The following is an 18546-nucleotide window of genomic DNA, read 5'->3' on the forward strand; positions in this document are numbered from 1 at the left end:
GACGCACGCGTTTTCTGTCTGCCGGCTCAGGGCTCCAGGGCCCGGACAAAGGTGTCCACCGTGTTGTTGATGTAGTCCTGCTCCTCCACGTCGCAGGTGACGCCGTTGATGATGCGGAAGATCACCACGTAGGACATCAGGCTGCCCAGGAACACGTCGGTGATGCCGGGCACGTCGGCGTCGGCCCGGATGAGCCCCCGCTGCTGCTGGCGGGTGAGGAACTGGACCAGCCCCTTCCGGGCCACGCAGTAGCTGTACTGATAGTAGGCCGCGCCGAAGCTGGGGAACTTGTTGGAGTCCCGGATGACCGTGCCCAGGAAGGCGCTGCGCTCGGCGTTGCGGGCATTGTTCAGGCAGCTCTTGGCCACCGTGCGCAGGTACTCCCGCCAGTCGCCGCTGTCGTTCCGGGTCTCGTCCGGGCCGTGGAAGCCGCTGGCGATGTAGTACTGGAGCACCTGGAGGAACAGATCCTCCTTGCTGGAACAGTACTGGTACAGCGCCGCCTTGGACAGCCCCGCCTTCTCGGCGATGGAGTCCATGGTGGTGCGCTCAAAGCCCTCGTCGCCGAAGATCTTTAGGGCGATGCGGCAGATATCCTCCCGCCTGCGCTCGAATTCCGGCCGGACGTCCGCCATGTGCTGGATGTCCAGAGAGGCGAAGAGGTCCTTTTTCCCGGAGAAATAGAGATAGATGGTGGAGGGAGAGATGCCCGCTTCAGCGGCAATGTCGCTGATTTTTGTCTCAGAGAAGCCTTTCTTCAGAAACACGCGCTTGGCTGCCGCTTGGATGCGCTCCTTCAGTTCCAGCTTCCTCAAATGATTTGTCATAGAAGCATCACCTGCTACCCAGCGGTCAATTTGGCTTCAGTATAGCGGAGAAGGCACCACACTGTCAAGATTTTCACACAGCGGAATTTTCCCATATTGGAATGGGGGCGGGGCTGTGGTACAATAGGGGTACATCAGATCAGGGGGGACGAGTGATATGGAGGAAAACAGAGCGCTCCTTCAGCGCTGGATTGACGAGAGCAGCCGGATCGTCTTTTTCGGCGGCGCCGGGGTGAGCACGGAGAGCGGCATTCCCGACTTCCGCAGCGTGGACGGCCTGTACAACCAGCAGTACAAGTACCCGCCCGAGACCATCCTGAGCCACACCTTCTATGAGGCCCAGCCCGAGGAGTTCTTCCGGTTCTACCGGAACAAGATGCTCTTTCCCGACGCCCAGCCCAATGCCGCCCACAAAAAGCTGGCCGAGCTGGAGGCGGCGGGCAAGCTGACCGCCGTGGTCACCCAGAACATCGACGGCCTCCACCAGAAGGCGGGCAGCAGGAACGTGCTGGAGCTCCACGGCTCGGTGCTGCGCAACTACTGCGAGAAGTGCGGCAAGTTCTTCTCCCTGGCGGACGTGATGGCCTGTGACGGCGTGCCCCGCTGCGACAAGTGCGGCGGCCGGGTCAAGCCCGACGTGGTCCTCTATGAGGAGGCCCTGGACCAGGGAATCCTCACCGCCGCCCTGAAGGCCATAGAGCAGGCGGACATGCTCATCATCGGCGGAACCTCTCTGGCGGTCTATCCGGCGGCCAGCCTGGTGAACTATTACCGGGGCAATAAGCTGGTGCTCATCAACAAGAGCCCCACGCCTTACGACCGGAACGCCGACCTGGTCATCGCCGCCCCCATCGGCCAGGTGCTGGGCGGCATACAAGTGAAGTAAAACCTGCGGGTGGACGGGCTCTTTGCCTGCCCACCCTTTTTATCAATAAATATTTATCGAAAAACAATAAAAATAGATTGACAAACAATATGACCGGCGCTATAATGGCCCCATCAGCAAGGAGGGATTTCCCATGGAAAACTCAGCGGCCGCAAAGCTGGCCAAAATCCTGAACATCCTGGTGACCATCGCCTTTGTGTGCAATCTCCTGGCTCTGCCCCTGGTGCCCGGCCTGGTGGGCATCGCCTCGGAGGGCGGACTGAGATATTTTGCAGACTTTGTATCCCCAGGCAATCTGTCCGCCGGTACGCCCACAGCGGTGACGCTCTTCTTCGTGGTCTGCTGGCAGTACCTCACGCGTGTCTGGCGTACGCCTCACACCGCCGCCATCGCCGCCTTTCTCATGTTCTGCGGAGTGTGCACGGCCGTCATCCTATGGCAGGCCAGGCGGGTGCTGGGCACCATCCGGAGGGGCAATCCCTTCTGCCGGGACAACGCCCGCAGCCTGAAGCGGGCGGCGGTGTGCTGCCTGGTCATCGCCCTGGTGGCCCTGGTCAGGACCATTTGGGCTGTGATTTTCTACCGCTCCGCCATCCCGGTATTCACCTACAACACCCTGTTTGTCCCCGTGTTCCTCATGGGCTTTCTGCTGTGCATGGTCATGTCCGCCCTCTTCCGCCAGGCCGCCGAGCTGAAGGAAGAGAACGACCTGACCATCTGAGGGAGGGGAGAGACATGCCCATTGTGGTCAATCTGGATGTGATGATGGCCAAGCGGAAGATGAGCCTGAGCGAGCTGGCCCAGCGGGTGGACCTGACCCTGGCCAACCTGTCGGTGCTCAAGAACAACCACGCCAAGGCGGTGCGGTTCACCACCCTGGAGGCCATCTGTAAGGCCCTGGACTGCCAGCCCGGGGACATTCTGGAGTATGTGCCGGAGGAGGGAGCGCAGTGAGACGAATTTTGATGCTTCTGATGGCCCTGGCCGCCGTCATGCAGCTGGCCGGCTGCGCCCCCTGGCCATCCTCCGGGCTCAAGGGGGAGTTCTCCCGGACATTGGGGGTAAACCTGACCGACGGACACGTGGTCGAGGAGGAGGACACCCACGGCGGCTTTCTCGGCGACGGGGACACCACCCTAATACTTACCTTCACTGGGGAGAACCGGACTGCCCTGGAGAAAGAGATAGCCGGAGCCGACGGCTGGAAGGCTCTACCCCTGACGGAGAATCTGAATCGAGCGGTGTATGAGGACTATTTCGGGGGCCTGTGTGAGGACGTACCCCAGGACCTGACCGACGGCTGGTACTATTTCCTGGACCGCCACAGTGAGGCGGAGGACCCGGAGGACGACAGCGGGCTCTTTGGGCGTGGCTCCTATAACTTCACTTTGGCAATTTACGACAAGGAAAGCGGAGTTCTCTACTGCTATGAGCTGGACACATAGCGAATCGGCCCCATCAAGTGAAAAAATACACGAATAGAGAGAAAGTTTATGAAAAATTAAGGATTTTCCCCCTTGCAGGGAAATGGGAGATTCTCTATACTGAGGACATATTCTCGTGATTGCCGCAGCCTTGGGCTGCATCAGAAAGGAGGATCTACCCGTGCCCATCGTGTTCCTGCATGGACTGGGACAGAGACCTGAGGACTGGAATGCGGTTGTCAGCCGGCTGGACAAGGGGAGCCGGGCGCTGTGTCCGAATCTATATGCCCTGGAGCGGGAAGGGGAGGACTATTCTTCCCTCTATGGGGCGTTTGAACAATACTGTGACAGCCTGGAGGGGCCCCTGGACCTGTGCGGGCTGTCACTGGGGGGTGTGCTGGCCCTCCAGTACGCCGCGGAGCACCCCCAGCGGGTGAACAGCCTGGCCCTGATCGGCGCCCGGGCCTCCATGCCCAAGGTTCTGATGACGGTGCAGAACCTGCTGTTCCGGCTGATGCCCGCGGATTCCTTCCGGAAGCTGGGCTTGGAGAAGGGGACGGCCATCCGGCTGTGCGCCTCCATGGCGGATCTGGACCTGCGGCCGGAGCTGGAGCAGGTGGCCTGCCCGGTCCTGGTGCTCTGCGGCGAGCAGGACCGGGCCAACCGCCGGGCGGGGGAGGCGCTGGCGCGGATGCTGCCCCAGGCGGAGTTCCGGCTCATCGCCGAGGGTGGACACGAGTCCAATAAGGACGCCCCCGAGGCCCTGAGCGTGCTGCTCACCGACTTCTACAGGGGCCGCGCCGCGGTACAAAAGATATAAAAAGCAAAAGGGCGCGGGCTGTGTGAACACAGCCCGCGCCCTTTTGCGCGTATTTATAGTCCCACCCGGTAGAGGGGGATGGCGTTGATGACCGGCTCCTCATAGGGGTGGACCCGCTTGACGGCGGCGATGGTCTCGTCCACCCGCTCCGTCCGGCAGGTGACCTCTACCTTCAGTTCCGGCTGGGCGCTGATCTGGCCCTCACAGCCTAGATATGGGGTGGTGCCAGGCAGGGGCCGCCAGCAGCCGGTGACCGGGGAATAGGACAGGCAGCAGTCGTAGTTTCCGATGTGCCCCGCGTCTACCTCCATCAGGGCCTGCCGGAGGTCGTCCAGGTGGGTCTCAGGGATAAAGATTTCCAGCTTGCAGTAGGGAAACTCCGTCATGTGAGCCCCTCCTCCTAAAAAATCACTTGCGCTGGGCAAAGTCCCAGGCCTCCCGCAGCCAGGACAGCAGCCGGCCGTCGACCTGCTCCGCCCTGTCCACCACCACGTGGTGGGTCCAGCGGTTGGGGTAGGGCTCCACGGCCACGGCAATGCGGGGGTCCGCCACCTGATGGGACAGTCCGAAGGTGACCAGGATGCAGTGCTCCGGCCAGTCCTTTTTCCGCCGCACGGGCAGGGAGGCGGCGGCGAACAGATGCCGCCCGTAGAAGCTGATCTGGCTCTTCTGCACCTTGACCGAGGCCTGGGGAAAGGCGGCGTCCAGGGCGGTAAAAAGGGCCTCGTAGAGGGACAGCTCCAGGGGCCTGCCGTCAAAGTAGAACAGCAGGTCGGCGGCGTAGTGCGGGGAACAGTTCACGGCAGGCGCCTCCTCCCGGAAGAATCACTGTCCGGACTTCAGGTAGTCCAGGATCTCAGCGGCGTTGGTGTCCGGCTTCACCTTGGGTATGGCCTTCTCGATGACGCCGTTTCCGTCGATGACATAGGTGGTGCGCACCACGCCCATGGACACCTTGCCGTAGAGCTTTTTCTCCTGCCACACGTCGTAGGCCTGAATGGCGGCCAGCTCCGGGTCGGAGAGGAGGATGAAGGGCAGGCTGTACTTGTCGGCGAACTTCCGGTGGGAGGCGGCGGAGTCCTTGCTCACGCCGATGACCGGCACGCCCAGCCGCGCAAACTCACCGTAGGCGGCGGCAAAGGCACAGGCCTGTCTGGTGCAGCCCGGGGTGTTGTCCTTGGGGTAGAAGTAGAGCACCACTCTCTTCCCCGCAAAGTCGGACAGGGAGACGGGGTTGCCGTCCTGGTCGGGCAGGGTGAAGGCAGGGGCTTTGGTTCCGGCTTCCAGCATATCAGGTTGCTCCTTTCAAAAAGACAAAGTGGTTTTCATCGGAATGGACGGGGGAGAAGGCGTAGCCCAGGCCGGCGAAGTCCCGCAGGTCCTCCGCCCGCTCCACGCGGTTTTCCGCCATCCAGCGGACCATCTGGCCCCGGGCCATCTTGCAGGCGGTGCCTTTTTCCAGCACCTTCCCGCCCTTCTCCTCGCCGAAGGTGCAGGTGAGGAAGCGGACCTGGGGGGGCAGGTGGGGCTCCACCGCCCGGCTGTACTCCTTGGAGGCCAGGTTGACCACCAGGCCGGTCTCCGCCGCCAGAGCCTCCGCCAGCGCGCCGCCCCAGAAGGCATACAGGTCCCGGCAGCCGTCCACGGACAGCCGGGCCTGCATCTCCAGCCGGTAGGGGACCACGCCGTCAAAGGGGCGCAGCAGCCCGTAAAACCCGGAGAGAATGCGCAGATGGTCCCGGATGTAGTCCAGGTGGCCCGTCTCAAAGACGGTGGGGGCCATGTAGCGGTACTGGATGCCCTCGTAGGACAGGACGGCGGGGGTCAGGTTCCGCTCCAGGTCCATGGCCGCCAGCCGCTCCACATTGAGGGCGGCGATGGCGTCGTTGCACTTCCAGAGGGCCTGGAGCGCCGCTGGGGACATGGTCCGGAGGACGGAGAGCAGCCGCTCTGTCCGGGGCAGAAAGGCGGGCAGACTTTCCGGCGGAAAGCTGTCCGTGTCCACAATCATTTTCTTGGCCGGTGAGATGATGATCCGCATGGCAGGACTCCTTGTATGGGATGGGCTGAGGTGAATGTGTCTGCTGACAGGATACCACAAAGCGGCCCGGCTTTCAAATGGCAATGTGGGGCGGGGGCTTGACAACGGCATGGACCGGACTATAATAAGCATCGATATAATAAGAAAGCTTATTATTCGGGAGAACAGACATGGAATCACTGCACTATCTGCTGATGAAGACCCACACCAATCTGAACCGCTGGATTTTGAACGAGGCGGCGGCCATGGGCCTGTCGCCGGGGCAGCCCAAGGTACTGGAGTGCCTGATGGGGCAGGGGGAGAGCAACCAGAAGGCCATTGCCGCCTTCTGCGAGATCGAGCAGGCCACGGTGGGCAGCATCCTGCTGCGCATGGAGCGGGACGGGCTGGTGCGCCGGACCCAGCGGGACGGCAACCGCCGGTCCCTGTACGTGTCCCTGACGCCGGAGGGCCGGCGGATGGGGGAACGGATGGCGGAGATTTTCCGCAGGGCCGACGCCCAGGCGGCTGCCGGACTGACGCCGGAGGAGCAGGACCAGCTGCGGGTCCTGCTGGAGAAGGTATACGGGTCCGTGTCGCCCGAGAGAAGGAGAAATGGATAATGGACACAGAACTTCGGAGCAAGATCACATCCTATGTCAAGCGGTACATCCTGCTGTGCGTGGGCCTGACCATCATGGCCTTCGGCGTGGCGTTTTCCATCAAGGCGGGGCTGGGCACCTCCCCCATCTCCAGCCTGCCCTACGTCATCAGCGAGTTCACCCCCCTCACCGTGGGGACCGCCACCATCGCCATGCACGTCACCCTGATTGTGCTGCAGATCCTGCTGCTGCGCAGGCAGTACGACCCCATCCAGCTGATCCAGCTGCCGGTGGCCCTGATCTTCGGCGCCCTGACCGACTTCAGTGTTTGGGCCCTCCAGGGCATTACCTGCACCTCCTACCCCATGGCGTGGGTGCTGTGCGTGGTGGGCATCCTGCTGGTGGGCGTGGGCGTCAGCTTTGAGGTCACCGCCGGGGTGGTCACCCTGGCCGGCGAGGGCATGGTCCTGGCCGTGTGCAAGGCGTTCCACGTGAAGTTCGCCAACGCCAAGGTGGGCTTTGACGTGACGCTGGTGGTGCTGGCCACCATCCTGTCCTTCCTGTTCCTGGGGAAGCTGACCGGCGTCCGGGAGGGCACGGTGGCGGCCGCCATCTGCGTGGGCCTCACCGCCAAGCAGGTGAACAAGCCCATGAAGCGGTTTGCCCAGCGGTACCTCTGACCGGGGACGGCTTGCCCCGGTGGCCGGGCTGTGGTACAATCGGAGGCGGGGCCAAGCCCCTGTCAGACACACAGCGCCGGGAGGACAGAGAGATGGACGGCAGATATATCGCCTTTGACGTGGAGACGCCCAATTACGCCAACGACCGCATGAGCGCCATCGGCATCACGGTGGTGGAGGCGGGGGAGATCGCCGGGGAGTACTACACGCTGGTGAACCCGGAGGAGCCCTTTGCTCCGTTCAACATGGCCCTGACGGGCATCACCCCCCAGATGGTGGCGGACAAGCCCACATTTCCCGAGCTGTGGCGGGAGATCGCCCCGGTGATGGACAGCGGCCTGCTCATCGCCCACAACGCCCCCTTTGACATGTCGGTGCTGGCCAAGTGCCTGCGGGACTACGGTATCCGCTGGCGTCCCACGGTGCCCTACGCCTGCACCTGCCAGATGAGCCGCCGCCTGCTGCCCCAGCTGCCCAACCACAAGCTGAACACGGTGAGCGACTATCTGGGCCTGGAACTGGACCACCACCACGCCGGCAGCGACAGCCTGGCCTGCGGGGAGATCCTGCTCCACCACCTGGAGTCAGGGGCCAGCGTGGCGCCCTTTGTCCGCACCTACGACATGGAGCGCCTGTGCACCGCCAAAGCGGGCGGACGGCGGAGATAAGAGAAAAAAGCGGCCGGACAGCTGAAGGGCTGTCCGGCCGCTTGGCCTGTTCAGACATAAAATTCCGCCATATCGTCCAGCCGCAGGCAGGCCAGCTGCCGGCACTCGCTGGGGTTGCCGCAGCCGCAGTCGATGTCGATGATCCCGTCCCCGTGCCAGATGGTCAGGGGGTCGTACATGTGGCCGGTGAGGAAGCAGGTGGGGGTGTGGCCCACAATGGCGGTGCGGCCGGGCAGGGGCGCGGGGGCGTCCGGCTCCGGCCGGTCCCAGATCCGGCGGTAGGGGTCCTCCGACGGCATGCCGTGGACCAGGTGAAAGGCCCGGTCCCCCACGTTCAGGTCCAGGTGGTCGGGCAGGCCGGACAGGAATTTGAGGATCTCCCACCGCTCCCGGGGGGAGCAGAGGTAGACCAGGTGGCGGTAGGTGCGGCTGCCGCCGTTCTGCTGCCAGAGGGCCCGGCTGCCGTAGACGCTGTTGGGCCCCAGGGTGTCCAGGCACATCTGCTCGTGGTTGCCCAGCAGCATATGGATGTTGTCCGCCGCCATGATCTCCCGGAGCAGGGCCACGCCGCCGGGGCTGCGGTCGATGACGTCCCCGATGATATACAGCGTATCCCGGCCGGAGAACTGGATCTTGTCCAGCATGGCGTGGAAACGGCCCTCCTCGCCGTGGAGGTCGGACATGCAGTAGATCATGCGATCAGCTCCTCTGAGGGGCGGGTCTCCCGGCGGAGACTAGCCCTGGTAGTCGGGGCACTGGTAGCGGGGCTTGCCCTGGCTGGCCTTGCCGTACTCAATGGCGCCGGTGGGACAGCCGCAGATGCAGGCCATACAGTGGGTGCACCGGTCGCCCCACACCGGCACGCCCTGCTCCATACGGATGTTGCCCAGGGGGCAGGCCGCCGCGCACTTGCCGCAGGAGACGCAGCTGCCCGCCACATGGAAGGGGGCGGCCTTCACGTTGAAGCGGTAGAACAGGGTGTTGACCAGGCCGGATTTGAGCCGGTCCGCAGCTCCGGCCTTCCGGGCGGGGAACTTCTCGCCCCGCTGGATGTACCCCGCCCCCTGCTCCAGCACGGGGCGGGCGGCGGCGATGATGCCCAGGGCCTCCTTCCGCTCCGGTGCGTTGAACATGGCGATATAGTTCTCCGGCATGACCACCGTCAGGGTGCCCCGGCAGCGGAGGCCCTTTTCCTGGCAGAGGGCGCGGTTCTTGTCGGCGGCGCTGCCGGTGTCCCCGCCGCAGGTCATGACAAAATAGGCGTCCCGGCTGCCGGAGAAGCGGCCGGCGCGGATAAAGTCGGCGAACACCCGGGGGATCTGCCAGCTGTAGGTGGGGCAGACAAAGACCCACGGCTTGGCAGAGGACAGCTCCACCGCCACGCCGTCCCGGATGAAATGAAAGGCGTCGGTGCAGTGGTCTCCCAGCTTGTCGGCCAGCATGCGGGCACAGTAGCGGCTGTTTCCGGTACCGGTAAAGTAGACGATCACAGATGGTCCCTCCTCTGGCGGTCAGCTTCCATCCCGACGGGAAAGCGCCGCCCTGTGATGTCTCCAGTATAACAGACTTTTGCCCCGCAGGGAACAAGAAAACGGCGGCAGAGGGGAGATTCCCTCTGCCGCCGCGGCGGGCCGGAAGCGTCAGCGAAGGGGGCGGTCTGTGCCGGAGCTCACTCGTAGACCAGACCGTCCCCGGAATCACTGGAGTTCTCCGCTTCACCGGCGCCGCCGGCATCCGTGCTGCTCCCGTCGGCGCCAGTGCTGTCGGCATCCGTGCCGCTCCCGTCGGCGCCGGTGCTGTCGGTATCCGTGCCGTTTGTGTCAGCGTCGGTGCTGTCGGTGGCTGTGGGCGTCTCGGACGCCTGGACGGATTCGGAGGGGCTGGCCGACGGGTCGGTCTGGCCGGCGCTCCCGCCCACGGCCACCGAGACCCCCACGATCAGGCACACCGCCACCAGAAGGGCGGCGGCCAGGATGGAATTCCTGGTCCGTTTTTTCTTCTTCCTGTCCAGGAAGGGCTGGCAGATGTTGTCGATGCCCATCTGGACGGTAATGGTGACGGTCCTGGGGATGGAGACCGCCTGGGGCTGTTCCAGCAGGGCCTGGTGGAAGGCCTCCGCCGTCATGGACACGCCCTCCTGGTCCGGGGCCAGGGCCAGGATACGGCTGATGTTGGCCTCCTCCGCCTGGAGCGCCAGCCGGACGGTCTCGGTGGTGGTGTTGAAGAGCTTGGCGATGCGCATGTCGTCGTACCCGAACACCCCGTGGAGCAGATAGATGAAGCGGTGGAGGGGCGGCAGGTTTTTCAGGACTATCTCCCAGGGCGCTCCGCTGAGGGACATCTTCCCGGCATCGTAGGGGGTGTTGATGAAGTTCCGGTTGACGGGGACCCGGAAGGCCTTGGCGTTCTTTCTGGCCGTCTGGGCCTTGCAGTAGTTGACCGCCTTCTTGGTGACCGTGTCCCTGAAATCCTGCTCTGAGATGACCTGCCCGGACACCACCAGCTCCCACATGGCCTTGAACACGTGGGACACGGCGTTACAGGCGGCGTTTTCGTCCAGGAGCAGGGCCTGGCACAGAAACATGATCCGGTCCTTGTTCTGCTCATAAAGGGTGCGCATCGCCTCGGGGCTGCCCTTGCGGGCGCTGTCTGTGATTTCTGCCATGGTATTCAACCTCTCTTGTTCTGGGATATCACGCCTCCGGCGCAGTTCTCCCGGCTATCATACGCCCCCGGACTAAAGCCGGACTAAAGGCTGCCGCCGGAAGATGGAAAAGAGAAAAAAGCCGGCAGAATGAGGATTCATTCTGCCGGCCCGGAAGGGGGAGGTCAGGCCGCGGCGGTGACCAGGGTGGAGTCACCGCTGTCGGCGGAGGGGGTGCCGGTGGGTTCGGGGGAGGCGTCGGAGCCGTTCTCCGCATCGCCGGAGGTACTGCCGTCCTGGGCGGCGTCGCTGCCGCCGTCCTCTGTGGCGCTGCCGCCGTCCTGTGCATCAGAGCTGCCGTCGCCCTCTGTGGCGTCCTCAGACTGGGTGGGGGCGGTGTAGTCCAGGACGATGAACTCCTGGATGCCGTCCTCCGTGGCGGTGACGGCGATGATGTCCCCCACGGTCACGCCGTCCGCGGTGGTGCTGTACAGGATGCCGGAAGACACGTACTCAAACACCGCGTCCGAGTCCAGAATGACGGTCTCGGAGCTGCCCGTGTCGGTGAGGACGGCGGAGCCCAGGTCGGTGTAGTCGGTGATCTCCGTGTCCGACTGGTAGACGCTGAGCCTGATGTAGGAGTCGCTGACGTAGGTCACTTCGCCGATCAGGTCCTCAGTTTCGGCGGCGTCCGTTCCGGTGGCGGCGTCGGCGGCCTCCGAGCTGACCGGGGTGTTTGTGCCGCCGTCCGCCGTGTCGTTCTCCGCCGTATCCGTCCCGCAGCCCGCAAGCAGGCCGATACACACAAGAGCCGTCAAAAGGGTGAAAAGTCGTCTGGTATTGTGTTTCATGCAGCAACCTTCTTTCTTGGGTCTGGTTGATGGAGTGGAGCGGCCTCTCTTCCGGCCGCAGGTACAGCATAAGGCCGGGCGCTAAAGGCATGCTAAAATTTTTCGTGAACAAACTGTGAATCCAGCTGTAAAAAGCCGGGAAAATCAAAACATTTTGTAAACGAAACGGTCCGCACGTTGATACCGGACCGGCGGGAGACTATAATAGGCACAGGAAAGAAACAAAGGGAGAGAAGCGGCGCGCAGCTCAGAACATCACCCAGGAAAGGCGGGTTGGGCTTATGCGGCTGCTTGTGGCAGAGGACGACCTGAAGCTGCTGAAATCCCTCAAGCACATCTTCGAGAAGAACAAGTACATGGTGGACGCGGTGTCCACCGGAACGGACGCCCTGGCCTATGCCGAGACGGAGGAGTACGACGGCATGGCGCTGGACATCATGATGCCCGGTCTGGACGGCATGGCGGTGCTGCGGCAGGTGCGGGGCCAGGGCATCTCCACCCCCGCCCTGTTCCTGACGGCCAGGACCGAGGTGGACCAGCGGGTGGAGGGGCTGGACGCGGGGGCGGACGACTACCTGTCCAAGCCCTTCTCCACCTCCGAGCTGCTGGCCCGGGTGCGGGCCATGCTGCGGCGGAAGGACAACTACGTGCCCGATCTGGTGCGGGTGGGGGATCTGGTGCTCAACCGGTCCACCTACGAGCTCAGCTGCAACGGGCTGACCCAGGCCCTCAGCGGCAGGGAGTTCCAGATCATGGAGATGCTGATCCAGCGGCCCAGCTTCATCGTCACCGCCGACGAGTTTCTCGCTCACGTGTGGGGCTGGGACAGCGAGGTGGACATCAGCGTGGTGTGGGTGCACATCTCCAACCTGCGGAAAAAGCTGGCGGCCCTGAAGGCCCCTGTGACCATCCGCTTTGTCCGCAACGCGGGGTACACCCTGGAGCAGGAAGCATGATCGACCGGCTGAGAAAGAAGTTCATCCGGATCTGCATGCTGTCCTTTGTGACGGTGTTTTTCCTCCTCTTTGCGGTCATCTATCTGTTCACCGAGGTCCAGACCAGCGCACGGCTGGACACCCTGGCCGACCTGGTGTCGGAGAACGACGGCATTTTCCCGGACTTTGAGCAGTTCGGGCCGGAGGCGGGGCAGATCCTGCCGCCGGACGGGGTGAACCAGGAGTCCCCCTTCACCACCCGGTTCTTCACCGTCCGCTTTGACGGGGACGGGGAGCTGGACTCGGTGGACATCCGGGCCATTGCCAGCGTCAGCGGGGAGGAGGCCCAGGCCTACGCCTCCGCCGCCCTGGAGAAGGGGAAGGAGCGGGGCTGGATCGGAAACTTCCGCTACAAGGTGTACGCCGTATCGGGCGGCACGGCGGTGGTGTTCATCAACGGCGCTGACACCAGGGAGCTGAACCAGCGCTTTCTGCTGACCGCCTCCTCGGTGTTTGTGGCGGGCAGCGTGGTGGTGCTGCTGCTGGTGATTCTGATCTCCAGGCGGGCGGTGAAGCCGGCCGTGGAGAGCTACCAGAAGCAGAAGCAGTTCGTCACCGACGCCAACCACGAGCTCAAGACCCCCCTGACCCTGATCCGCACCAACCTGGACATCATGGAGTCGGAGAACGGGCCCAATGAGTGGCTCAGCGACATCCGGGAGGAGACGGGCATCATGACCGAGCTGGTGAACCGGCTGGTGATGCTCAGCCGGATGGACGAGGACCAGAGCACCCTGGAGATGGCCCGCTTCAGCCTGAGCGAGGCAGTGGGCGAGACGGCGGCGGCCTTTGCCGGGACGATCCGGGAGAAGGGCATGACCCTGGAGCAGGACGTGCCGCCGTGGGTGACCTGTACCGGAGACGAGGCCGCCATCCGACAGCTGCTCTCCATCCTCATGGACAACGCGGTGAAATACTGCGACAGGGGCGGCGTTATCCGGGTGGGGCTGTCCGGCGGGCGGCGGGCGGTGCTGACCGTGGACAACACCTATGAGGAGGTGGGCAGCATCCAGCTGGACCGCCTCTTTGACCGGTTCTACCGGGCGGACAGGGCCAGGACCTACGGCAGCGGGTTCGGCGTGGGGCTGTCCATCGCCAAGGCCATTGTGGAGAAGCACCGGGGTGAGATCGGCGTCTTCAACCTGGACGGCCGGACCATCCGCTTCCGGGTAAAGCTGTAATACAAAAAACCAGGACCGCAGAAGCGGTCCTGGTTTTTTGCGCTGTGTTGGGCTCTGTTTAGAGGACGATGGCGTTGACCGCCTCGATGAGGTCCACCACAGAGGAACGGGAGACCAGGGAGACGGGCTCGCCGTCCACCACGGCCAGGCACTGCTCGCCGTCGTAGCGGTACAGCTGGATCCGGATCTCCGGGTAGTCCTCGCTGTCCAGATGGACGGTCAGGCTGATCTCCTCCTTCTCGGTGGGCGCCTCGCCGGTGAAGCTGGAGGCGGTCAGGGCCTCCAGGGCGTCCCGTAGGTCGTCAATCTCAATCTCCTCGCCGTCATAGGAGAAGGCCCTGCTGTCGCCGGCGCCCTGGGAGGTGATGGTATAGGCCGCGTCCTCCAGGGTGATGTCCAGACCGGTCACGTCGGCAAAGTCGGCGTAGAACACCTCCTGGTGCCGAAGGTCGTCGTAGGAGGCGGCCATCAGCTCCTTGTACTGGGTGCCGGTGATCTGGTAGATGATCTTGGACTCGCCGATGCGCGCATAGGCGGTGATGTCGGCGTCGTCCTCCTCAGTGGACTGCGCATCCTCCGCCGCGCTCCGCTCGTCGGGGTCCCGGCTGACGCTGATGGTAAAGACAACGGGTTCGGCGGCCTCCTTGCCGTCCTCGTCCGTCTCGGGGGTGTAGGTGACGGCCACGGTCAGCTCCGGGTCGTCCAGGCCGTAGGTCGCCAGGTCCTCCTCACCGGCGTTGTAGGTCACATAGTCGGTGGGGCTCAGGCTGGTGATGCCGCTCAGGTAGCTGGTGACCAGGGCGGTGTCCAGGGGCAGGTAGGTCCCGTCCTGCTCCTTGAAGTACACGTCGTCGGCGCAGTAGGAGTAGCCGCTGTCCTCCTGATAAATGACCTGGTAGGAGTCGCTGCCGGTGAACTGGATGGACGTCACCTGATTAAAGTCGGGGGTCTCGTCGTTGGCGATCAGGTCGCTGAGCTCCACGTCAAAGGTGTCCAGGGGGTCCTCCTGGACCAGGTACACGTTGCCGTCCCCGATGGACACATACCGCTGGGCGTCCATGGTGCTGTAGTCCCCCAGCTGGATCTCGTAGCTGGCGTCCTCGGTGGCCAGATCGATGGTGCAGGTGGGGTCGTCCAGGCCGTACTGGGCGAAGTCGGTGACGTCGTGGATGATGAAGGCGGCGCCGAAGGCCTGGAAGGGCTCCAGCAGGTTATTGATTTTCTCCTCATCCACCGGGAAGGCCTCGTCCCCGTCGTAGAGCCAGGCGCCGTCCTTGTGGAAGGCCAGGCTCTCCCCGTCGTAGGTCCAGGAGAGGGACTGGACCGTGCTGGAGTCCACCTCCAGGATAATCTCGTCGGTGTTCTGAATGAGCTCCTGCTGCTCCTGGTAGTGCATGACGGCAAAGGCGGCGACGCACACCACCGCCAGCACCCCCAGCAGGATATAGATCCGTTTAGCCCGCTTCATTCTGAAGCCTCCTTCTTCTCACAATCACGCCAATGCCGATGCCCAGATAGGCCAGGGGGAACACGCCGATCATCAGCACCTTCAGCAGGGAGGCGGTGGAGCTGCTGATATTCAGGTAGTTGTAGTTGAGGGACTTGCTGCGGATGGCCATGGCCTCCCGCTCGCCGATGAGGGAGGACAGGGCGTTCATGGCCAGGTCGGAGTTGGCGCCGGAGGAGAAGGCGTTGTACATGTCCTCCAGGAAGGCGGAGGAGGTGAACCACACCATCTGCCCCTCGCTGCCGCAGTCCACGGACACCGCCACGGCGAAGGGGCCGTCAATGTCCCCGTCCTCCTTCTCGTAGGTCTCCAGGTCGTAGCCCGCAATTTTGCTGAAGGAGGCGTCGGAGGTGGTCATCAGGGCGGTGACGGCGCTGTCGGCGCCGCTCATATCCAGGCCCAGGGAGATGGGCATGATGGGGTAGTAGTGCTCGTCGATGAGGGAGTCGGTGATGTCGCTGCTGGCCATGTCGGGCAGCAGCACGTAGGGCTGGAGGGTGTAGTGCTCCCGGTCGGACTCCACCACGATGCCCTCCCGGGGCTCCACGCCGTAGTCGGTCAGCAGGCTGTACAGGTTGTCCAGGCTGCCGTCCTCCACCGGCCCGGCCACCACCAGCAGCTTGCCGCCGTTCTGGGTGTACTGGGCCAGCATATCCTTCTCCTCGGTGGAGATGTCGGAGGAGGGGGCGTAGATCATGATGCAGTCGGCCTCCTCGGGGATCTCGTCCACCGTCAGCAGGGAGAGGGTGTTCACCTCGATGTTCTCCTTCTCAATCTGGTCGCTGAAGGTGGCGGGCAGCTCCTGCTCACCGTGGCCCTCCAGCACGTAGAGCTGGGGCAGGTCCTCGGTGACCACGTAGTCGATGGCGGAGGTGATGGCGCCCTCGCCGTCAAAGGAGGTGTTGTAGGAGTAGGAGTACATGTCCGCCTCCTGGATATAGATGTCGTCATAGCTGATGAAGCGGCTGCGGTCCCCGCACTCCACCACCAGGCTGTTGTTCTGCACCGTCTCGTCGGTGTACTGCTCGGCAAAGGTGGGGTACACGTCCGGGTTCTTCTTGACCACCGAGATGTGGTCGGACAGGCTCTCGTACTTGTTGAGCAGATTCTCGATGATGTCGTCCTCCTCGCCGGACTGGACGATCCAGTAGATGGTCACGTCCTGTTCCAGGGCGTTGACCACCACCTTGGTGTTGCTGGTGATGGAGTAGAGCTTGGCGGAGCTGATATCGTATTTGGTCAGGGTGGTGGGCAGGGCGGACACCAGCACATTCACCGCGATGAGAATGGCCAGCACCACCGCCGTGATAATCAGGGAGTAGGAGCCGCCCTGAAAGGCGATGCGGTTTCTCGCCGCCTGCTCCCCGTCCCCATGGAGCTTCCAGCGCTTCATCAGTTGTACCTCCGTTTCTCAAGGGACTGGACCGAAAGGAAGAGGAAAAATCCGATCACAGACAGGTAGTACACAATGGCGGTCATGTCGAACACGCCGTTGACAAAGGCGCTGAACCGCTCGAAGAGGGAGAGCTGCTTCATGATGGCGGGCAGCAGGCCCTCGAACAGGGAGGCGTCCACAAAGCAGGTCACGCACACCGCCACCGCCAGCACCAGACTCACGCCGTAGGCCAGCAGCTCGTTTTTGGTCAGGTACCGGATGAGGGCGCCCAGGGCCAGGATGAGGACGGCCAGGGCCACCACCGAGCCGAAGGCGGTGGAGGACACGTACTCGGACAGGCTGACGCTGTAGTAATTGAACAGGATGACCGCGATGCCGATGCCGGCGGCCAGGCCCTGGTTGTCGGTCAGGCAGGAGATGAACACCCCCAGGGCCATGAGGGCGGCGCCCATCATGAAGATGGCGAACAGGGAGCCGTAGGAGGTGGGCAGGTAGACCTCGCCGAACTGGGCGAAGATCAGGGGGTAGATGGAGATGATGGCCAGGGGGATGAGGTAGACCACCAGCAGGGCCAGGTACTTGCCCGCGATGACCTGGGTGGTGGTGATGGGCAGGGAGTAGAGCAGCTGGTCGGTCTTCTGCTTGCGCTCCTCGGCGATGACCCGCATGGTCAGGATGGGCACGATGACCACGAACACGATGCTGCCGAAGCTGAGCACGTACTCGAAATTGCTCACCGCGGCCTGGAGATTGTACAGCATGGAGCCGATGCCCGCGATGGCCAGCAGGAAGGCCCCGAACACGTAGGCGGTGAAGGAGTGGAAATAGTTCCTCAATTCATGTTTCAGTACCGCTGTCATAGCTGATCTGCCTCACTTTCTGTACCGGCGGACTGGGCGTCCCCATCTTGCGGCGGCCCTTCCGGCGGCTGCTCCGCCCGGGGCCCCTCCGGCGCCGGATTGTCCGGCGCCCCCGCGCCCGGCTGGCCGGGGTCGCCCCCCTCGGTCAGCTCGATGAAGATGTCCTCCAGGCTGGCCTTCTTCAGAGACAGCTCCAGCAGGGCCTGCCTCCGGTCCGCGAAGGCGAAGAACAGCTGACGGGACACCTCGTAGATGTCGCTGCTGTCGGTCTTCACCCGGGCGGACACCAGCCCGTTCTCCTTTTCGTCCAGCTGTACGCCGGAGATGTGCTCCACGCCGGAGAGAATGTCCGTCACCTGCTCCGCCTCCGCGTCGGTGGTGAAGACGATCTCATTGGAGGACAGCAGGCTCCTCTCCAGGTTGTCCGGCTCGTCAAAGGCCACCAGCTTGCCGTGGGCGATGATGAGGATCTTTTCGCAGATGGCCTGGACCTCCGAGAGGATGTGGGAGCTGAGGATGACGGTGTGCTCCTGGCCCAGCTGCTTGATGAGATCCCGGATCTCGATGATCTGGATGGGGTCCAGGCCCACGGTGGGCTCGTCCAGAATGATGACCCTGGGGCTGCCCAGCAGGGCCTGGGCGATGCCCACCCGCTGCTTGTAGCCCTTGGACAGGGCGGAGATGCGGCGGCTGCGTACGTCCTGGATCTTCACCTGGGCGATGACCCGGTCGATCTGCTCCTCCAGCTCCTTGCCCCGCAGGCCCTTGGCCTCGCCCACGAACCGCAGGTACTCCTCCGGCGTCTCGTTCATGTAGAGGGGCGGCTGCTCGGGGAGATAGCCGATCAGTTTCTTTGCCTTGTTGGCGTCCTCGAAGATGTCGTAGCCGCCCACCTCCACCTTGCCCGAGGTGGCGGAGAGACAGCCGGTCATCATGTTCATGGTGGTGGTCTTGCCCGCGCCGTTGGGGCCCAGGAAGCCGTAGACATGCCCCTCGTCGATCTCGAATGAGAGGTCGTCCACCGCCAGAAAGTCGCCGTAGTACTTGGTCAGATGCTCAACTTTTATCATTGCGGAACCTCCTCGCCGTTGATGGCGGTTTCCGGGCGGCCTGAGCCGCCCATACCTGATTCAATATAGTGCGCTGCCCTAAATTGGCGCTAAAGAAACGGACGGTGAGAAAAAA

Annotated in this window: 23 protein-coding genes; 10 read left to right on the plus strand and 13 right to left on the minus strand. The window is 63.5% G+C overall.

Features of this window, described 5'->3' with window-relative positions; genetic code table 11:
• Positions 1-26: 26 nt before the first annotated feature.
• The gene (locus WMO64_RS03990; protein WP_349231084.1) at positions 27-827 is read right to left on the minus strand and encodes a TetR/AcrR family transcriptional regulator; all 801 of its coding nucleotides are present in this window, start codon (positions 825-827) and stop codon (positions 27-29) included.
• A 157-nt stretch (positions 828-984) separates the two neighbouring features.
• On the opposite strand from WMO64_RS03990, the gene WMO64_RS03995 reads away from it, so the two are divergent.
• The 5 genes from WMO64_RS03995 (at position 985) to WMO64_RS04015 (ending at position 3957) form a co-directional block, all read left to right on the plus strand.
• Positions 985-1713, plus strand: a complete 729-nt coding sequence (locus WMO64_RS03995; protein WP_349231085.1) for an NAD-dependent protein deacylase — start codon at positions 985-987, stop codon at positions 1711-1713.
• A gap of 133 nt (positions 1714-1846) precedes the next feature.
• A complete protein-coding gene (locus tag WMO64_RS04000) occupies positions 1847-2434 on the plus strand; it encodes a DUF2975 domain-containing protein (RefSeq protein ID WP_294517201.1) in 588 nt (195 codons plus the stop codon).
• Positions 2435-2448: 14 nt separating this feature from the next.
• Positions 2449-2667, plus strand: a complete 219-nt coding sequence (locus tag WMO64_RS04005) for a helix-turn-helix domain-containing protein (protein ID WP_294517199.1) — start codon at positions 2449-2451, stop codon at positions 2665-2667.
• Complete coding sequence (locus tag WMO64_RS04010) at positions 2664-3158, plus strand: lipoprotein (protein ID WP_349231086.1); 495 nt, start codon at positions 2664-2666, stop codon at positions 3156-3158. The genes WMO64_RS04005 and WMO64_RS04010 overlap by 4 nt, the downstream gene beginning before the upstream one ends.
• A gap of 160 nt (positions 3159-3318) precedes the next feature.
• Positions 3319-3957 carry an alpha/beta fold hydrolase gene (locus WMO64_RS04015; RefSeq protein ID WP_349231087.1) on the plus strand — a complete coding sequence of 213 codons (639 nt, stop codon included), beginning with the start codon at positions 3319-3321 and terminating at the stop codon, positions 3955-3957.
• Positions 3958-4010: 53 nt separating this feature from the next.
• Here the strand turns inward: WMO64_RS04015 and cutA are convergent, their stop codons facing one another.
• Genes cutA through yaaA form a run of 4 tightly spaced genes read right to left on the minus strand, consistent with a single transcriptional unit; the run spans position 4011 to position 5998 of the window.
• A complete protein-coding gene (gene cutA, locus WMO64_RS04020) occupies positions 4011-4343 on the minus strand; it encodes a divalent cation tolerance protein CutA (RefSeq protein WP_349231088.1) in 333 nt (110 codons plus the stop codon).
• A gap of 22 nt (positions 4344-4365) precedes the next feature.
• Positions 4366-4758, minus strand: a complete 393-nt coding sequence (locus WMO64_RS04025; RefSeq protein WP_349231089.1) for a DUF5655 domain-containing protein — start codon at positions 4756-4758, stop codon at positions 4366-4368.
• Positions 4759-4782: 24 nt separating this feature from the next.
• Positions 4783-5247 (minus strand): thioredoxin-dependent thiol peroxidase, encoded by a 465-nt coding sequence (gene bcp / locus WMO64_RS04030; RefSeq protein WP_349231090.1) that lies wholly within the window; start codon positions 5245-5247, stop codon positions 4783-4785.
• A 1-nt stretch (position 5248) separates the two neighbouring features.
• Positions 5249-5998 carry a peroxide stress protein YaaA gene (gene yaaA / locus WMO64_RS04035; protein WP_349231091.1) on the minus strand — a complete coding sequence of 250 codons (750 nt, stop codon included), beginning with the start codon at positions 5996-5998 and terminating at the stop codon, positions 5249-5251.
• Positions 5999-6168: 170 nt separating this feature from the next.
• On the opposite strand from yaaA, the gene WMO64_RS04040 reads away from it, so the two are divergent.
• The 3 genes from WMO64_RS04040 to WMO64_RS04050 all read left to right on the plus strand — a co-directional run bounded on the left by WMO64_RS04040 (position 6169) and on the right by WMO64_RS04050 (position 7927).
• Complete coding sequence (locus WMO64_RS04040; RefSeq protein ID WP_294517183.1) at positions 6169-6600, plus strand: MarR family winged helix-turn-helix transcriptional regulator; 432 nt, start codon at positions 6169-6171, stop codon at positions 6598-6600.
• The gene (locus tag WMO64_RS04045) at positions 6600-7259 is read left to right on the plus strand and encodes a YczE/YyaS/YitT family protein (RefSeq protein WP_294517181.1); all 660 of its coding nucleotides are present in this window, start codon (positions 6600-6602) and stop codon (positions 7257-7259) included. Before WMO64_RS04040 ends, WMO64_RS04045 begins: the two co-directional genes overlap by 1 nt.
• Positions 7260-7351: 92 nt before the next feature.
• Complete coding sequence (locus WMO64_RS04050) at positions 7352-7927, plus strand: 3'-5' exonuclease (RefSeq protein ID WP_294517179.1); 576 nt, start codon at positions 7352-7354, stop codon at positions 7925-7927.
• 50 nt (positions 7928-7977) lie between these two features.
• Here the strand turns inward: WMO64_RS04050 and WMO64_RS04055 are convergent, their stop codons facing one another.
• From WMO64_RS04055 to WMO64_RS04070, 4 genes are all read right to left on the minus strand, one after another.
• Positions 7978-8622, minus strand: coding sequence for a metallophosphoesterase (locus WMO64_RS04055; protein WP_294517177.1), 645 nt, complete (start codon positions 8620-8622; stop codon positions 7978-7980).
• 39 nt (positions 8623-8661) lie between these two features.
• Positions 8662-9417 carry an EFR1 family ferrodoxin gene (locus tag WMO64_RS04060; protein ID WP_294517175.1) on the minus strand — a complete coding sequence of 252 codons (756 nt, stop codon included), beginning with the start codon at positions 9415-9417 and terminating at the stop codon, positions 8662-8664.
• A 179-nt stretch (positions 9418-9596) separates the two neighbouring features.
• A complete protein-coding gene (locus tag WMO64_RS04065) occupies positions 9597-10592 on the minus strand; it encodes a sigma-70 family RNA polymerase sigma factor family protein (protein ID WP_349231092.1) in 996 nt (331 codons plus the stop codon).
• Between the two features lie 164 nt (positions 10593-10756).
• Positions 10757-11422, minus strand: a complete 666-nt coding sequence (locus WMO64_RS04070) for a hypothetical protein (RefSeq protein ID WP_349231093.1) — start codon at positions 11420-11422, stop codon at positions 10757-10759.
• A gap of 281 nt (positions 11423-11703) precedes the next feature.
• On the opposite strand from WMO64_RS04070, the gene WMO64_RS04075 reads away from it, so the two are divergent.
• Together WMO64_RS04075 and WMO64_RS04080 are read left to right on the plus strand one after the other, a co-directional pair.
• Positions 11704-12378, plus strand: a complete 675-nt coding sequence (locus tag WMO64_RS04075; protein ID WP_349231094.1) for a response regulator transcription factor — start codon at positions 11704-11706, stop codon at positions 12376-12378.
• Positions 12375-13598 carry a sensor histidine kinase gene (locus tag WMO64_RS04080; protein ID WP_349231095.1) on the plus strand — a complete coding sequence of 408 codons (1224 nt, stop codon included), beginning with the start codon at positions 12375-12377 and terminating at the stop codon, positions 13596-13598. The genes WMO64_RS04075 and WMO64_RS04080 overlap by 4 nt, the downstream gene beginning before the upstream one ends.
• 58 nt (positions 13599-13656) lie before the next feature.
• On the opposite strand, the gene WMO64_RS04085 is transcribed toward WMO64_RS04080, so the two are convergent.
• The 4 genes from WMO64_RS04085 to WMO64_RS04100 are packed head-to-tail and all read right to left on the minus strand — an operon-like array spanning position 13657 to position 18431.
• The gene (locus tag WMO64_RS04085; protein ID WP_349231096.1) at positions 13657-15066 is read right to left on the minus strand and encodes a DUF4340 domain-containing protein; all 1410 of its coding nucleotides are present in this window, start codon (positions 15064-15066) and stop codon (positions 13657-13659) included.
• Positions 15053-16498, minus strand: coding sequence for a GldG family protein (locus WMO64_RS04090; RefSeq protein ID WP_349231097.1), 1446 nt, complete (start codon positions 16496-16498; stop codon positions 15053-15055). Before WMO64_RS04090 ends, WMO64_RS04085 begins: the two co-directional genes overlap by 14 nt.
• A complete protein-coding gene (locus tag WMO64_RS04095) occupies positions 16498-17361 on the minus strand; it encodes an ABC transporter permease (protein WP_349231098.1) in 864 nt (287 codons plus the stop codon). Before WMO64_RS04095 ends, WMO64_RS04090 begins: the two co-directional genes overlap by 1 nt.
• Positions 17358-18431: an ABC transporter ATP-binding protein gene (locus WMO64_RS04100; protein WP_349231099.1), complete on the minus strand. Its 1074-nt coding sequence runs from the start codon at positions 18429-18431 to the stop codon at positions 17358-17360. Before WMO64_RS04100 ends, WMO64_RS04095 begins: the two co-directional genes overlap by 4 nt.
• Between the last annotated feature and the right edge of the window lie 115 nt (positions 18432-18546).

The sequence above is a fragment of the Pseudoflavonifractor intestinihominis genome (genome assembly GCF_040096055.1).
GTDB classification, from domain to species: domain Bacteria; phylum Bacillota; class Clostridia; order Oscillospirales; family Oscillospiraceae; genus Pseudoflavonifractor; species Pseudoflavonifractor intestinihominis.

Coding starts and splice junctions, on each gene's coding strand:
- WMO64_RS04090 (WP_349231097.1), bottom strand. CDS start 16,498: ATGAAGCGCTGGAAGCTCCATGGGGACGGGGAGCAGGCGGCGAGAAAC.
- WMO64_RS04070 (WP_349231093.1), bottom strand. CDS start 11,422: ATGAAACACAATACCAGACGACTTTTCACCCTTTTGACGGCTCTTGTG.
- WMO64_RS04040 (WP_294517183.1), top strand. CDS start 6,169: ATGGAATCACTGCACTATCTGCTGATGAAGACCCACACCAATCTGAAC.
- WMO64_RS04100 (WP_349231099.1), bottom strand. CDS start 18,431: ATGATAAAAGTTGAGCATCTGACCAAGTACTACGGCGACTTTCTGGCG.
- WMO64_RS04005 (WP_294517199.1), top strand. CDS start 2,449: ATGCCCATTGTGGTCAATCTGGATGTGATGATGGCCAAGCGGAAGATG.
- WMO64_RS04095 (WP_349231098.1), bottom strand. CDS start 17,361: ATGACAGCGGTACTGAAACATGAATTGAGGAACTATTTCCACTCCTTC.
- WMO64_RS04055 (WP_294517177.1), bottom strand. CDS start 8,622: ATGATCTACTGCATGTCCGACCTCCACGGCGAGGAGGGCCGTTTCCAC.
- WMO64_RS04075 (WP_349231094.1), top strand. CDS start 11,704: ATGCGGCTGCTTGTGGCAGAGGACGACCTGAAGCTGCTGAAATCCCTC.
- WMO64_RS04085 (WP_349231096.1), bottom strand. CDS start 15,066: ATGAAGCGGGCTAAACGGATCTATATCCTGCTGGGGGTGCTGGCGGTG.
- yaaA (WP_349231091.1), bottom strand. CDS start 5,998: ATGCGGATCATCATCTCACCGGCCAAGAAAATGATTGTGGACACGGAC.
- WMO64_RS04000 (WP_294517201.1), top strand. CDS start 1,847: ATGGAAAACTCAGCGGCCGCAAAGCTGGCCAAAATCCTGAACATCCTG.
- WMO64_RS03990 (WP_349231084.1), bottom strand. CDS start 827: ATGACAAATCATTTGAGGAAGCTGGAACTGAAGGAGCGCATCCAAGCG.
- WMO64_RS04045 (WP_294517181.1), top strand. CDS start 6,600: ATGGACACAGAACTTCGGAGCAAGATCACATCCTATGTCAAGCGGTAC.
- WMO64_RS04080 (WP_349231095.1), top strand. CDS start 12,375: ATGATCGACCGGCTGAGAAAGAAGTTCATCCGGATCTGCATGCTGTCC.
- WMO64_RS03995 (WP_349231085.1), top strand. CDS start 985: ATGGAGGAAAACAGAGCGCTCCTTCAGCGCTGGATTGACGAGAGCAGC.
- cutA (WP_349231088.1), bottom strand. CDS start 4,343: ATGACGGAGTTTCCCTACTGCAAGCTGGAAATCTTTATCCCTGAGACC.
- WMO64_RS04065 (WP_349231092.1), bottom strand. CDS start 10,592: ATGGCAGAAATCACAGACAGCGCCCGCAAGGGCAGCCCCGAGGCGATG.
- bcp (WP_349231090.1), bottom strand. CDS start 5,247: ATGCTGGAAGCCGGAACCAAAGCCCCTGCCTTCACCCTGCCCGACCAG.
- WMO64_RS04050 (WP_294517179.1), top strand. CDS start 7,352: ATGGACGGCAGATATATCGCCTTTGACGTGGAGACGCCCAATTACGCC.